Raw genomic sequence first — 13,946 nt, 5'->3', positions numbered from 1 at the left:
GCCGGGGCTTGATCCTTGGAGCGCGAGCAGCGCGGGGCTGAGCACGGCGCTGGCTACCCTGATGCGGTGACCGGTTCCTCAGAGCCCGACGAATCATCAGCCGAGCACCGGCCCGAGACCGCCGAGCCGGACAGCGAGACGGAAAAGCCCAAGAAAAAGGGCGGTGCGCTCCGAGAATTCGCGATCCTCATCTCGATCGCGCTCGTCATCTATTACGTCATGCTCACGTTCGTCGCCCGGCCGTATCTGATTCCGTCGGAGTCGATGGAACCGACCCTGCACGGCTGCCCTGGCTGCACCGGCGACCGGATCATGGTCGACAAGTTGACCTACCGGTTCTCGTCACCCGAGCCCGGCGACGTCGTCGTGTTCAAGGGCCCGCCGAACTGGAACATCAACTACCGGTCGATCCGCTCGGACAACACCGCGATCCGATGGGTGCAGAACGTGCTCTCGGTCGTCGGATTCGTCCCGCCCGACGAGAACGACCTCGTCAAGCGGATCATCGCGGTGGGCGGCCAGACGGTGGAATGCCGAGCGGCGACCGGGTTGACCGTCGACGGCAAGCGGCTCGACGAGCCGTACCTGGACCCCGAGACCATGCAGGCGGACCCCGCGATCTATCCATGCCTGGGAAATGAGTTCGGGCCGGTCGAAGTGCCTGAAGGCCGGTTGTGGGTCATGGGGGACAACCGCACCCACTCGGCTGATTCCCGCGCGCACTGCACCAACACCCCGGCCGACGCCCAGAAGGGTCTGCTGTGCACGGGCGACCCGACGGCGGGCACCGTCCCGGTGGACAATGTCATCGGAAAGGCGCGGTTCATCGCATGGCCCCCCTCCCGTTGGGGTGGCGTGGGCAGCGAGAACCCGCAGACGTAAACGCCAGACGCACTAGGAGAGCTGTTCTTGCCGGCGACGTGGCCTCCGCGCACTGTGATCCGGAAATCCTCGGGGCTGCGCACCCTGGAATCTGCGCTGTATCGCAGCGGCCTCGGGCCGGTCGCCGGCGTCGACGAGGTCGGCCGCGGCGCGTGTGCGGGCCCCCTCGTCGTCGCCGCCTGTGTTCTCGGTCCGAATCGGTTGGAGAGCCTCTCGGCGCTCGACGATTCGAAGAAGCTCAACGAAAAGGAGCGCGAGCGCCTTTTCCCCCTGATTCGGCGTTACGCCCTGGCTTACCACGTGGTGTTCATCCCCTCCCATGAGGTCGATCGCCGCGGCGTGCATGTGGCCAACATCGAGGGCATGCGCCGCGCGGTCGCGGGCCTGTCCGTGCGACCGGGCTATGTGCTGTCCGACGGTTTCCGCGTCCCCGGGCTGTCGGCGCCGTCGCTTCCGGTGGTCGGCGGCGATGCGGCCGCGGCGTGCATCGCGGCGGCCAGCGTGCTGGCCAAGGTCAGCCGCGACCGTCTGATGGTGAAGATGGAAGCCGAACACCCTGGGTACGGCTTCGCGCTTCACAAGGGCTACAGCACGCCGGCGCACAGCGCGGCGCTGGCCGAGCTGGGGCCCTGTAGCCAACACCGGCACTCGTTCATCAATGTGCGCCGGGTGGCCACGGCGGCAGGAATCAGAGTGGTGACCGAACTGGTTGACTCCCGTCACGTGGGTCCACCGGAGCAATGTGACGAAGCCGGGTAGGGGACAATGGGAGCCAACAAGGGGGCAGCGACCAAGATGAAGGACAGCTGAGCGATGAGTGCCGAGGATCTCGAGAAATACGAAACCGAGATGGAGCTCTCGCTCTACCGCGAATACAAGGACATCGTCGGCCAGTTCAGTTACGTGGTGGAGACCGAGCGCAGGTTCTACCTCGCCAACAGCGTCGAACTGGTGCCGCGCAACTCCGACGGAGAGGTCTATTTCGAGCTGCGGTTGGCCGACGCCTGGGTGTGGGACATGTACCGGCCCGCCCGCTTCGTCAAACAGGTCCGCGTGATCACCTTCAAGGACGTCAATATCGAAGAGGTCGAAAAGCCCGAATTGCGGCTCCCGGAATAGGCGGGGCGCCTCGATCGCGCCGCGTCGATCAACTGACGCTTGCGACAGTAAGTAGTCGCCCGAAATACCAACACGTTTCGCGCCGAATCACAGGGGCCGGCCTTTCCAAGACTGCCCGTCTCTATTCTCGTAATAATTGCCATTTGGCTTCGCGCGGCGTCGGTCGCACGGCACGATTGAGTCGCATCGTCGACGACGCGTTGTATCCGTCGACTTGTCATTGCGCTGAATAATGCCCGCGGTGGGCCTAATCATTGTTCCATGCAAGCCCGACGGTCGGCCTACCTGACAATCTGGTCACGTACGTCACGAGCGCGAGACAGATAACACCGAAGTGTCCCATTTCTGCCTGTTGAAGTGCAGTGAACTGTGTGTCATTCTTGTGCAGCAAACAAATAGTGGCCTTGCCGCTACCGGGGAGAGGATCTGCGACTAAGAAAATCCGCTTGATAACGGGAGCGATTGACCCAAAGATATGTTCCGGCGTAAAGTCCTGCACCGTCCTCGATCGCACACTGGGGGGAAAGCGGGCTTGTCATACCGATCGGCGGGGTGCGGTGCGGAGCGCCTCGGGCATGAGCGCGGGAGCGATCGGTGAAGCGTTATCTGCTGCGCCCGCTCGTCGGATTGGCGTCGATCGCCGCACTCGTGGCGGTGTTCGCTTTGGCGGCGAGCCTATTTCGCGGCGACTTCGCCGATACCGTTCCGGTGACTGTGATCTCGCAGCGCGCCGGCCTGGTGATGAATCCCGATGCCAAGGTCGAAATCCGTGGCGTCCAGGTGGGACGGGTAGAGGCGATCGAAGAACTGCCCAGCGGTGAGGCGGCACTGCATCTGGCGATGGATCCTTCGCGGCTCGATGCGATTCCGGCCAACGCGCTCGTCGACATCGCGTCGCCAACGGTGTTCGGCGCCAAACAAGTCCAATTCGTCTTTCCCGAAGAGCCGTCACCCCAATCGCTGCGCGCCGGTCAGGTGATCGAGGCCCAGCATGTGATGGTCGAGGTGAACACCGTCTTCGAGCAGCTGACCTCGGTGCTGTCCACGATCGAACCGGCGAAACTGAATGCCACGCTCGGTGCGATCGCCCAAGCCGTATCCGGTCGTGGACAGAAGTTCGGCAAGATGCTTTCCGACCTCGACTCCTACCTCGCGACGCTCGAGCCCAGCCTGCCGGCGCTCAACCGCGATCTGGAACTGGCTCCCGGAGTGCTTCGCGCATACGCAGACGCGTCAGGGGATCTCGTGTCGATCGCCGACAACGCGGCGACCATCAGCGAGTCCATCGTCGACAAACAAGACGATCTCGATGCGGCGCTCGTCAGCGTGATCGGGCTCGCCGATGTCGGCAACGAGGTGATCGCGCAGAACCGTCAGGCGCTGACCGACGTCGTGCGGCTGTTGGTCCCGACCACATCATTGACCAACGAATACAACCAGGCGTTGTGGTGTGCGCTGGCCGGCATAGTCGAGTCAGCGCATTTCCCACCGTTGAAAGCGCCGGGCGTCGAGGTGCTGGCCGGCTTCCTGTGGGCGCAGGAGCGGTATCGCTATCCTCTGGATCTGCCCAAGGCAGGCGCCGAGGGCGGTCCGCAGTGCACCGGGCTGCCGAAGCTGCCGTTCGAGACCGCCGCACCGTATGTGGTGGCAGACACCGGTACCAATCCGTGGCGACGCACCTATCCGGGCATCGTCCTCAATGCCGACATCATCAAGCAGATCATGTTCCCCGACACAGAAACCGCTGGGCCGCCCCGTAATACAGCACAGATCGGAATGCCGGGATGAGGCGTTCGCTGCGGCCGACCGTGGTCAAGTTCGGGCTTTTCGCGCTCGTGATGACGTTGCTTACCGCATCGCTGTTCTTCATCTTCGGTCAATACCAAACCGGGAGCACCAAGGATTACACGGCGGTGTTCGCCGACGCCTCCCGGCTGAAAACCGGACAGTCCGTGCGGGTGGCCGGGATGCGGGTCGGCACGGTCAACAGCGTCAAGTTACGCCCCGACAAAACCGTGCTGGTCAGCTTCGACGCCGATCCGAATGTACGCATGACCACGGGCACGCGAGCCGCGGTCCGGTACCTGAACCTGGTCGGCGACCGATATCTGGAGCTGATCGAGGGGCCCGACGGAACACCGATGCCACCCGACTCACAGATTCCGGTGGAACGGACCCAGGGCGCCCTTGATCTCGACCTCCTTCTCGGCGGCCTCAAACCCGTTATCCGGGGACTCAATCCGGAGGATGTGAACGCCTTGTCGGCGTCGCTGATCCAGATCTTCCAGGGGCAGGGCGGCACCCTGCAGTCGCTGCTGAACAACACCTCCGGATTCACCACAGCCCTTGCCGAGCACAACCAGACGATCCAGGCGCTGATCGACAATCTGCGCACCCTGCTTACGACCCTGAATCGCGAGGGGGACAAGTTCTCGGGCACGATCGACCGCCTGGAGAAGCTCGTCACGGAGCTTGCGGCTGAACGCGACCCGATCGGCACAGCGATCGAGTCGCTGAACAACGGCTCGGCGTCCGTGGCCGACCTCCTCAGCGATGCGCGCGCGCCGCTGGCGGGCACCATCGATGAGCTTGCCCGATTGGCGCCCAACCTCGACTTCCAGAAGGACCGGATCGACACGAGCCTGCAGAAGGCGCCCGAGAACTACCGGAAACTGGTCCGTACCGGGTCGTACGGAAGCTTCTTCAACTACTACATCTGCGAACTCAAGTGGCGGGTGACCGACCTGCAGGGCCGCACCGCCGTCTTCCCCTGGCTTAAACAGGAAAACGGGAGGTGTGCCGAGCCCTGATGCTGAAATACCGTGGCAGACAACTCATCCGCGCCGGAATCCTCGGCGTGGTGCTGATCGTCCTCGTCATCGCCGTCGGGCTCGCTCCCGAACGACTGGTGTCATGGGCGACCGCGGTGCGGTATCAGGCGCAGTTCAGCGACGCCGGCGGGCTGGCGGCGGGCAACGACGTCACGATCTCGGGAATCAAGGTGGGGACCGTCTCCACCGTTGCGCTCCAGGGGCGCAACGCGCTGGTGACGATGGTGGTCGACGGCTCGGTGTCGTTGGGGTCGGACACCACCGCACACATCCGGACCGGAACCCTGCTGGGCGAGCGGGTCGTGACCCTGGAATCGAAGGGCGAGGGGTCACTGGACCCGATGGACGTGATCCCCGTGTCGCGCACCGCATCCCCGTATTCGTTGACCGAAGCGGTCAGCGAGCTGACGAGCAACACCGCGGGCACCGACACCGCGTCGTTGAACCAGTCCTTGGATACGTTGGCCGCGACCCTGGACCAGGTGGCGCCGCAGCTGGGCCCGGCGTTCGACGGGCTGACCCGGTTGTCAACGGCGATCAACGACCGTGACGAAACGCTGGGCGATTTGCTCGCAAACGGCGCCGATGTCACCGAGATCCTGTCGGACCGCAGCCAGCAGGTGAGCACGCTGATTCTGAACGCCAACGACCTGGTGTCGGTGTTGTCGGCGCGGCGCTACGCCATCGTCGAACTGCTCGCGCACACATCGGCGTTATCCAAGCAGCTGTCCGGCCTCATCGCCGACAACGAGAAACAGCTCGCCCCCACATTGGAGAAGCTCAACGCCGTCACCGAGATCCTGGAGCGCAACCGCGACAACATCGCCAAAGCGCTTCCCGGGCTGGCGAAGTTCCAGATCACGTTGGGCGAGACGATCGGTAACGGTCCCTACTACCAGGCCTACATACCCAACATCTTCTTCGGTCAGATTTTCCAGCCGTTCTTCGATTATGCGTTCGGGTTCCGGCGCGGGGTCAACGCCGGCCAGCCGCCCGACAATGCCGGGCCGCGCGCCGAGCTTCCGTTCCCGTACAACGGAATTCCGATGCCCCATGAGCAGTGGGGTCCGGGGCGATGAACAACATCTGGGTGAAGCGTTCGCTTGCTGTGGCGCTGGCGGTGGCGCTCGTCGGGGGAGCCGTGGTCCTGTTCCGGCAGACCGTGTTGCGGCCAACGACCATCACCGCCCACTTCACCACCGCGACCGCCATCTACCCCGGTGACGAGGTCCGTATCGCCGGCGTCAAGGTGGGCTCCATCGAATCGATCAAACCGGTCGGCACGCAGGCCGAGATGAGGTTGGTCGTCGACCACGGCATCAGGGTGCCCGCCGGCGCCAAGGCGGTTATCGTCGCGCAGAACCTGGTCTCGGCGCGGTACGTCCAACTGACACCCGCCTACGAGTCGGGGCCGGTGATGGCCGACGGTGCCGTTATCCCGTTGGACCGCACGGCAGTTCCGGTCGAGTGGAACGAGGTCAAAGAGCAGCTGATGCGCCTGGCAACGGACCTTGGCCCCGCCGAGGGTATGTCGACTGGTTCGGTCGGCAGGTTCATCGACAGCGCGGCCGGCGCGCTCGGCGGCAACGGCGACAAACTGCGTCAAACGCTTGCCCAGCTTTCGGGTGTCGGTCGCATACTCGCCGACGGCAGCGGCAACATCGTCGACACCATCAACCACTTGCAGACGTTCGTCACCGCGCTGCGCGACAGCAACGAGCAGATCGTGCAGTTCCAGGACAGGTTCGCGACGTTGACCAGCGTCGTCGACGACAGCCGATCCGATCTCGACGCCGCGCTGAAGAACTTGTCCGACGTCGTGGGCGAGACGACCCGGTTCATCAGGGGCAGCCGAGACCAGACCGCCGAACAGATTCAGCGACTGGCCAGCGTCACCCAGAACCTCGTCGACAATCGCATGGCACTGGAGAACGTACTGCACATCGCGCCGCACTCGATCGCCAACGCGGTCAACATGTTTGACCCGCGTACCGGCGCCGCCAGCGGTGTGTTCGTGCTCAACAACCTGTCGAATCCGGTGTGGGCCATCTGCGGCATGATCGGGGCGCTGCAAAACGTCACCTCGCCCACCACAGGCAAGCTGTGCGCGCAGTACCTCGGGCCCGGCCTGCGCACGGCGAGCATCAACAACGTGCCGTTCCCGTTCAGCCTGTTCCTGACAGCGAACCCGCCGCCGTACATGCTGCGGTATTCCGAACCGGAACTGATGCCCGGGGCGGGCGGGCCGCCCGACGATCAGCCCGAGCCCCCGCCCGCGGTGTCGGCCTACACCGGAATCGGCGACGTGCCGCCGCCTCCCGGATGGGGCGCGCCGCCCGCCCCGCCCGGTCTGCCGCCCGCGGCCGTCGCGCCGGCGTCACCCGGCCCGCCGACCGTGCAGGACATGCTGCTGCCCGCCGAGCGGCCGAGTGCGCAGGCGCCACCGGCGACGGTGGCCCCGGTCCCACACGGTGGAGCCCCCTCATGACGGCTCGTCGGATGGTGGCGGTCGGCCTGAGCATCCTGCTGACGGTCACCGGTTGCTCATTCCAAGGGGTCAACTCGCTACCCCTGCCGGGCGCGGTGGGCCGAGGGCCGGATAGCAACGTCTACCACGTCGAACTTGCGAATATCGGGACCCTCGAGTCGAATTCGCCGGTGATGATCGACGATGTCGTGGTCGGCAGCGTCGGGAAGATGACGCTGCACGGCTGGCACATCGACCTGGAGGTCTCGGTGAAGCCCGAGGTCGTGGTGCCCGGCAACGCTGTGGCCACGGTGGGGCAGACCAGCCTCCTGGGATCGATGCACGTCGCGCTCGACCCGCCGCCCGGCGACGAACCGCGCGGCAGGCTCAGTCCCGGCGCCACCATCGCTCTCGACAGGACGTCGACCTATCCGTCGACGGAACAGACGCTGTCGTCCCTGGCGGCGGTGGTCAACGGCGGGGGACTGGGCCAGATCGGCGACATCATCGCCAATTTCAATACCGCGCTGTCGGGTCGTCAGGGAACGGTGCGCGACTTGATCACCCGGCTGGACACCTTCGTCGGGACCCTGTACCAACAGCGCGACAACATCATCGCGACCATCGACGAGTTGAACAGGTTCTCGCAGCGGTTGGGTGATGAACAACGGCTGCTCACCCGCGCGCTCGACAAGATTCCACCCGCGCTCGACGTCCTGATCCGGGAACGACCCAACTTCACCACCGCACTGAAGCGGTTGGGGCAGTTCAGCGATACGGTTTCCGGCTTGATCAACGACACGCAGGCCGACCTCGTGACGAATCTGCAGAACTTGGAGCCGACCCTGCGCGCGCTCGCCGACGTGGGCGCAGAGATCGACACTGCGCTGGCTGCCTTGCCGACCTTCCCGTTGAGCCAGAACTTGATCGACCGCGGGGTGCGCGGTGATTACGTGAATCTCTTCGTCACGGTGGACTGGACGAACGCGCGGCTCAAGCGTGGATTGCTGCTCGGCACCGCGCTCGGGCAGAACCGTGCATCGTTGATTCCCGCGCCGGGTGACCCCGGATACGACGCGTACTACACCAAATTCCCATTGGGCGTAGGCACCTCGCCGCCCTTCGGCCCGATTCCCAATGCTGCGCCCGCACCGTGGGAACCGGGGGGTGGTGGCTGATGCTGCCGCGGATGGTGCGCATTCAGCTCGTGATCTTCTCGATCGCGTCGATCATCGGCGTGGTCGCAATGGTGTTCGCCTACATGCAGGTGCCCACCCTGCTGGGCATTGGGAAGATCACCGTCACAATGGAGTTGCCGTCCTCCGGTGGGCTCTACCGGTTCGCCAACGTCACCTATCGTGGGGTGCAGATCGGCAAGGTGACCGAGATGGACGTGTCCCGCACCCGGGCCACCGCGACGCTGCGGCTCGACACCTCGCCGAGAATCCCGGCCGATCTGCAGGCCGAAGTGCGCAGCGTGTCAGCCGTCGGCGAGCAGTACGTCGAGCTGCTTCCGCGCACCGAGTCGCCGCCATATCTGGAAGACGGATCGGTGATCGCCATGTCTGACACCACGATTCCGCAGCCGGTGAGCCCGATGCTCGAGCAGGTGAACACCCTGATCGCGAGCATCCCCAAGGGTCGCCTTAGCGAATTGATCGACGAATCGTACAAGGCGTTCAGCGGAGCCGGCTTCGACATGGGTTCGCTGGTGGACTCGTCAGCCACGGTCTCCGAAGCCCTGAACGAGGACCCGTCGCGCTCGGCGAGGTTGGCCGAAGACTCGGTGCCTCTGCTCGATTCGCAGGTCCGCTCGACCGACTCGTTGCGGGTGTGGGCGCGGCGCCTCGCCGGGATCACCGGTCAGGTCGTGGCCAATGACCCGCAGCTCCGCACTCTTCTGGACGAGGGCCCCACCGCCGCGGACGAGGTCGGTGCCCTGCTCGAACAGATCAAGCCGACACTGCCGGTGCTGCTGGCCAACATGACCACCATCGGTCAGGTTGCAGTCACCTACCGTCCCTCGCTGGAGCAGGTGCTCGTGCTGTTACCGCCGTTCGTGGCCAACGTGCAGTCGTCGGCTCCCCATAACAATCCCACGGGTATCGCCCTGGGTGATTTCCGCATTCAGATGGCCGACCCCAACCCGTGCACCGTCGGCTTCCTGCCGCCCTCGCAATGGCGGAGCCCCGACGATCAGACCACGGTCGACACGCCGGACGGGATTTATTGCAAGCTGCCGCAGGATTCGCCGATCATCGTGCGTGGTGCGCGCAATGCGCCGTGCATGGGGGTGCCCGGTAAGCGGGCGCCGACCGTCGAGCAGTGCTACAGCGACAAACCCTATGAACCGCTGGCGATGCGCCAGCACACTCTCGGTGCGTATCCGATCGATCCGAATCTCATCGCACAGGGCGTGCCGCCCGACGACCGGGTCAGGGCCGACGAGAACCTCTTCGCCCCGCTGGAGGGCACGCCGCTGCCGCAGGGCATGGTGCCGCCGATCCCGCCTCCGCCGCTCGCACCCGGAGCGAAGATGCCGTCGCTGCCTCCGAACGCGATCCCGCCCCTTGTTTCGCAACCGGTGGACCAGCAGGGCGCCGCCGATGCACCCGCACCTCAGGCGGGGACCCCACACGGGCCACCGCCGCAGTCAGACGGTTCGCCGCCTCCGGCCGGGGCGGTACCCGCAACGCCGAGTTCGGTCACCACCGGGCGCTCCGCGGAGGGACCATCCGTCGCCATCGCGCACTACGACCCGCAGACCGGCCAGTATGCAACGCCGGACGGAAACGTCGGCCGCCAAACCGATCTCGCGCAGAGCCCGAAGTCGTGGCAGCAGTTGATCTACGAGGGAGGCGAGCAGTGATACGGGCGTTGACGATCGCGGTGACGATCACCGCGGCGGTGCACTCCGCGCCGCTCGCACAGGCGCAGAACGAGGTCGCGATCAACGGCGTGTTCACCGCGTTTTCCGACGGCCGGTGGGCGACAACCAACGACTCGCGCCACGACGAGGCGAGCGTCACCCAGACCTGGACCATCACCTCGACATGCACGACGTATCAGGATTGCACTGGTCGGGTCGAGAGCGATCAGGGTTGGAGCGCGGATCTGGTGTATATGAGCGGCCGGTGGAAGGTGACCAGGACCGTGCCGGACTGGGAACCGTGCATCGACGGTACGGCCTACCCGGGCAAGCAGTCGTGGGTGTTCTGGCTGGGTTATCCGCAGGACCCCAACAAGTACCAGGGGTGGGACAAGACCGAGGGTCCCAGTGGCGCCTGCGGTTTCAACAAGGTGCTCGACATCGAGATGCCGTTCAGGCTGACCCGCGTGGGTTGAATGCGTGCCGCGGGATCGTCAAGGGTAGCTCGACCGAGCTGAGCAGACCGGGTTGTGCGGCAATGACATAGGGCACCGCATTGACGACACGCATGGCCGTGGCGACCATTGCGCCAGCGCCGGAGGTCATGCTTTCGATGGCCGCGTCCTTGCGGTCGCGGACGGTGGCTGCCATCGTGCACTCGATGTCGGGCTGACCGGTGATCACGATCCGATAGCCGAGGGCATTCGGCAGCGTCGGCCACTGCGGAGCCACATCCGCCGCCAATCGGGTGACGTGTTCGATCACGATCGCCTCGCGGCCGTCGACGATGCCGATGGCCTGCATCCGCAGGGCGCCGCACGTCCCCGCCTCGACGGTGCCCATCGCCACCTCGAGCGGCCGCTCGGTCACCGTGCGGTCGAACGTCTCGCGCACCTCCTGCACCTCGACGCCGAGGGCTTCGGCGACCATGCGGATCTGGCCCTGCCATTCGCCGGCGATCGCGCCGGGGAACGAGATCCACGGCTGGTAGTCGAGCGGGCGGCCGAATCCCAAAGCGTCGCTCATGATGTCGGGCACGCCGTAGTCGTCGTAGAGGCCGATCTCGTAGGCGTGGATCTTCTCGATCTGTGAGGACTGGGTGCAAAGCACAAGCGGTAGGTAGTCGGCGACGAAGCCCGGTTCGATGCCCGAGGCGTATAGCGAGACCTGGCCCCCCTTGGCCGCCGCGGCCAGTTGGTCACGCCACTCGGCTGGCTCGTAGGCGTGCGGATTGACCAGGTGGGTGGTGCTCGTCGTCACCACGTTGATGCCGGCGTTGAGCAGCTTGACATAGTCCGGGATGGCGAGCGCGTCACGTTCGGGCCCGCTTGCCGCATAGACGACGCAGTCGGGCCGCAGCCCGATCAACGCATCGGCGTCCGTGGTGGTGGCCACCCCGATCGGCTGTCCGTTGGCGAGTTCGCCCGCGTCCATGCCGTCCTTGTCGGGGGAGTGCACCCACACCCCGACGAGATCCAGGTCGGGTCGCTGCGAAATCGCGCGGATCGCAATCGACCCGATTCCGCCGGTCGACCAGACCACCACGCGGTGTTTGCCTCCGGTCATCGATCCTCCTCGGGGAGCGCGACGGGGCGAGATCCATGTCTCGGGCCAGGTCTGAGAATAGCATTCACTATTAAGCGCAGCCAGAACAAAAATTAGGTTAGAGTCGGTCGTCGTGGATCCTTCGGCCTTCTTGCGGCGCTGATGTTCACGCTTCGTTTCGACATGCGCGCGCCCGCTGCCGGCGCGCCTGCAACCGACCTCTATGCGTGCGCTGTGCAGATGTGCGAATGGGCCGAGACGCGCGGTGCGGTTGTCGCCGTGCTCTCCGAACATCACGGCACCGAGGACGGGCATCTGCCGTCACCGCACCTCCTGGCGTCGGCGATCGCCGCACGAACCACCCGGCTGGCGATCATGTTGGCCGCCGTGCCGATCACCTTCTGGGACACCGTCCGGCTGGCCGAGAACATCGCCGTGCTCGACATCATCAGTCGCGGCCGCGTCTCTTATGCGTTCGGCATCGGGCACCGCGCCGAGGAGTACGAGCACTTCGGTGTGGGCACGAGCCGACGGGGCGCGGTCGCCGACGAGTCGCTGGCGCAGCTGTTGCGACTGTTGACCGGGGAACCGATCGACATCGACGGCCGCCGCGTCCAGGTCACGCCGCCTCCGGCGACTCCCGGCGGGCCGTACCTGCTGATCGCCGGCGGCAGCAGGGCCGCCGCCCGGCGCGCCGCGCGGCACGGGCTCGGTTTCATCTCCCAGGTGGATTCTGAGGGGTTGAAACGGTTCTACGAGAACGAATGTCGTGACAAGGGATTCGAGCCAGGCCTCATGCAGTTCCCCGGCGAGGGGGCGGCGACGGCCGTCTTTGTCGCCGACGATGTGGACGCGGCATGGCAGGAGTTGGGACCGTACCTGCTGCATGACGCGGTGATGGCCGCCTCCTACCGGCACGGCGACGATTCGGTGGCGAGCATCTCAAGGGCACAGAGCGTGTCCGAACTGCGGGAACCGGGCGGCCCGTATCGCATCTTCACACCCGAGGAGGCCGCCGCGTACGTCCAAGACGGCAGGCCGCTTCCGCTGCTTCCACTGTGCGGCGGTTTACCGCCTGAGCTGGCTTGGCCGTATCTCGAACGCGCCGCGACGGCGGCCGCATCTACTTGACCGACAGGAGAATCCGTGACAACACCGCTGAGGACCGTCGTCTGGTCGACAGGAGGCGTCGGATCGATTGCCATCGACGCGATCCGGGGCAGGCCCGACCTCGAGCTGGTCGGGGTGTGGGTGCACTCCGAGGAGAAGATCGGCAAGGACGCTGGGGCCTTGGCCGGCGGTGATCCGATCGGGGTGGCAGCCACCAATGACGCAGACGAGTTGGTCGCGCTGCAACCGGACTGCGTGGTGTACGCCGCGAGCGGACCGGAACGCGATGCGGGAGCGGTGCCCGATTACCTGAAACTCCTCGACGCCGGGATCAATGTCGTGTCGACGTCGTCGACCACCCTGATCTATCCGCCTGCCTACTACTCACCGGAGTGGCGCGACCAGATGGAAGAGGCTGCGAAGAGAGGCGGCGCGTCCTTCTACGCCTCGGGGATCTTTCCCGGCTTCGGCTCCGATCAGCTCGCGCTGGTGCTGGCCACGCAGTCGAAGCGGATCCGCTGCGTGACCGTCACCGAGGTCGCGCTCAATGACCACTACCCGGTGGCCGATGTGATGATGAACGGCATGGGCTTCGGACGCCCGCTCGATTTCGAACCGCTGCTGAAGACTCCGGGATTCATCGAAATGGCCTGGCGGGCACCGATCCACCTGATCGCGGCGGGTCTCGGCGTCGAGGTCGAGGAGGTCCGCGGCAGCCTCGACCGCCGCGTGACCGACAGGGACATCGAGGTGGCGTTCGGCACGATCGAGGCCGGGACGTGTGGCGCGGTGAGCACCAGGGCCGCGGGTGTGGTCAACGGCCGGGAAGCCATCGTCGTCCAGCACATCATCCGGATGGCACGCGACGTGGCGCCGGACTGGCCGACCTCGGAGTTCGACGCCACGTATCGCGTCGACATCGACGGTGATCCCGACATCCACTGCGCGATGAACCTCGGCGCCGCCGAGGGCCACGGCGCGGGGCATGCGGCGATGGCCGCCACCGCGATGCGCGTGGTCAACGCGATTCCCTACGTGGTGGCGGCTCCCGCCGGTCTGCTGAGTTCGCTGGACCTGCCGAACACGTTGCCCCGGCACGCGTTCGGGTGAGCAGCGGGAGTCA

The 13,946-nt window shown here is 65.6% G+C and carries 13 protein-coding genes; 12 read left to right on the top strand and 1 reads right to left on the bottom strand.

All coding sequences use genetic code 11. From position 1 onward, the window contains the following. Window positions 1-66 precede the first annotated feature (66 nt). From lepB to CEX88_RS02270, 10 genes are all read left to right on the top strand, one after another. On the top strand, window positions 67-882 hold the full coding sequence (gene lepB / locus CEX88_RS02315; protein ID WP_094292228.1) for a signal peptidase I: 816 nt from the start codon (window positions 67-69) through the stop codon (window positions 880-882). A gap of 27 nt (window positions 883-909) precedes the next feature. Further along, on the top strand, window positions 910-1,641 hold the full coding sequence (locus CEX88_RS02310; RefSeq protein WP_094292227.1) for a ribonuclease HII: 732 nt from the start codon (window positions 910-912) through the stop codon (window positions 1,639-1,641). Window positions 1,642-1,695: 54 nt separating this feature from the next. Continuing rightward, entirely contained in the window at window positions 1,696-2,001 is a 306-nt protein-coding gene (locus tag CEX88_RS02305) for a DUF2469 domain-containing protein (protein WP_064398671.1), read from the top strand. 594 nt (window positions 2,002-2,595) lie between these two features. Then, window positions 2,596-3,789: an MCE family protein gene (locus CEX88_RS02300; RefSeq protein ID WP_318284585.1), complete on the top strand. Its 1,194-nt coding sequence runs from the start codon at window positions 2,596-2,598 to the stop codon at window positions 3,787-3,789. Further along, window positions 3,786-4,811: an MCE family protein gene (locus CEX88_RS02295; protein WP_066844806.1), complete on the top strand. Its 1,026-nt coding sequence runs from the start codon at window positions 3,786-3,788 to the stop codon at window positions 4,809-4,811. Before CEX88_RS02300 ends, CEX88_RS02295 begins: the two co-directional genes overlap by 4 nt. Further along, entirely contained in the window at window positions 4,811-5,911 is a 1,101-nt protein-coding gene (locus CEX88_RS02290) for an MCE family protein (protein WP_094292312.1), read from the top strand. The genes CEX88_RS02295 and CEX88_RS02290 overlap by 1 nt, the downstream gene beginning before the upstream one ends. Next, entirely contained in the window at window positions 5,908-7,320 is a 1,413-nt protein-coding gene (locus CEX88_RS02285; RefSeq protein ID WP_094292311.1) for an MCE family protein, read from the top strand. Before CEX88_RS02290 ends, CEX88_RS02285 begins: the two co-directional genes overlap by 4 nt. Next, window positions 7,317-8,477: an MCE family protein gene (locus CEX88_RS02280; protein ID WP_094292226.1), complete on the top strand. Its 1,161-nt coding sequence runs from the start codon at window positions 7,317-7,319 to the stop codon at window positions 8,475-8,477. Before CEX88_RS02285 ends, CEX88_RS02280 begins: the two co-directional genes overlap by 4 nt. Continuing rightward, window positions 8,477-10,168 carry an MCE family protein gene (locus CEX88_RS02275; RefSeq protein WP_094292309.1) on the top strand — a complete coding sequence of 564 codons (1,692 nt, stop codon included), beginning with the start codon at window positions 8,477-8,479 and terminating at the stop codon, window positions 10,166-10,168. The genes CEX88_RS02280 and CEX88_RS02275 overlap by 1 nt, the downstream gene beginning before the upstream one ends. Continuing rightward, window positions 10,168-10,644, top strand: a complete 477-nt coding sequence (locus CEX88_RS02270) for an Rv2253/PknI dimerization domain-containing protein (protein WP_476638863.1) — start codon at window positions 10,168-10,170, stop codon at window positions 10,642-10,644. Before CEX88_RS02275 ends, CEX88_RS02270 begins: the two co-directional genes overlap by 1 nt. Here CEX88_RS02270 and CEX88_RS02265 read toward each other — a convergent pair. After that, window positions 10,622-11,734 carry an NAD(P)H-dependent amine dehydrogenase family protein gene (locus CEX88_RS02265; protein ID WP_094292225.1) on the bottom strand — a complete coding sequence of 371 codons (1,113 nt, stop codon included), beginning with the start codon at window positions 11,732-11,734 and terminating at the stop codon, window positions 10,622-10,624. The two genes, CEX88_RS02270 and CEX88_RS02265, sit on opposite strands and share 23 nt — an antisense overlap. Before the next feature lie 141 nt (window positions 11,735-11,875). Between CEX88_RS02265 and CEX88_RS02260 the strand changes: the two genes are divergently transcribed. Together CEX88_RS02260 and CEX88_RS02255 are read left to right on the top strand one after the other, a co-directional pair. Then, window positions 11,876-12,844, top strand: a complete 969-nt coding sequence (locus CEX88_RS02260; RefSeq protein WP_094292224.1) for an LLM class flavin-dependent oxidoreductase — start codon at window positions 11,876-11,878, stop codon at window positions 12,842-12,844. A gap of 15 nt (window positions 12,845-12,859) precedes the next feature. Beyond that, the gene (locus tag CEX88_RS02255) at window positions 12,860-13,933 is read left to right on the top strand and encodes an NAD(P)H-dependent amine dehydrogenase family protein (RefSeq protein ID WP_094292223.1); all 1,074 of its coding nucleotides are present in this window, start codon (window positions 12,860-12,862) and stop codon (window positions 13,931-13,933) included. The last annotated feature ends 13 nt before the right edge of the window (window positions 13,934-13,946 follow it).

This window comes from Mycobacterium neumannii (assembly GCF_002245615.1).
Taxonomy (GTDB): domain Bacteria; phylum Actinomycetota; class Actinomycetes; order Mycobacteriales; family Mycobacteriaceae; genus Mycobacterium; species Mycobacterium neumannii_A.
The sequence above is the reverse complement of the archived record's forward strand: the minus strand, read 5'-3'. Positions and strand labels throughout refer to the sequence as shown.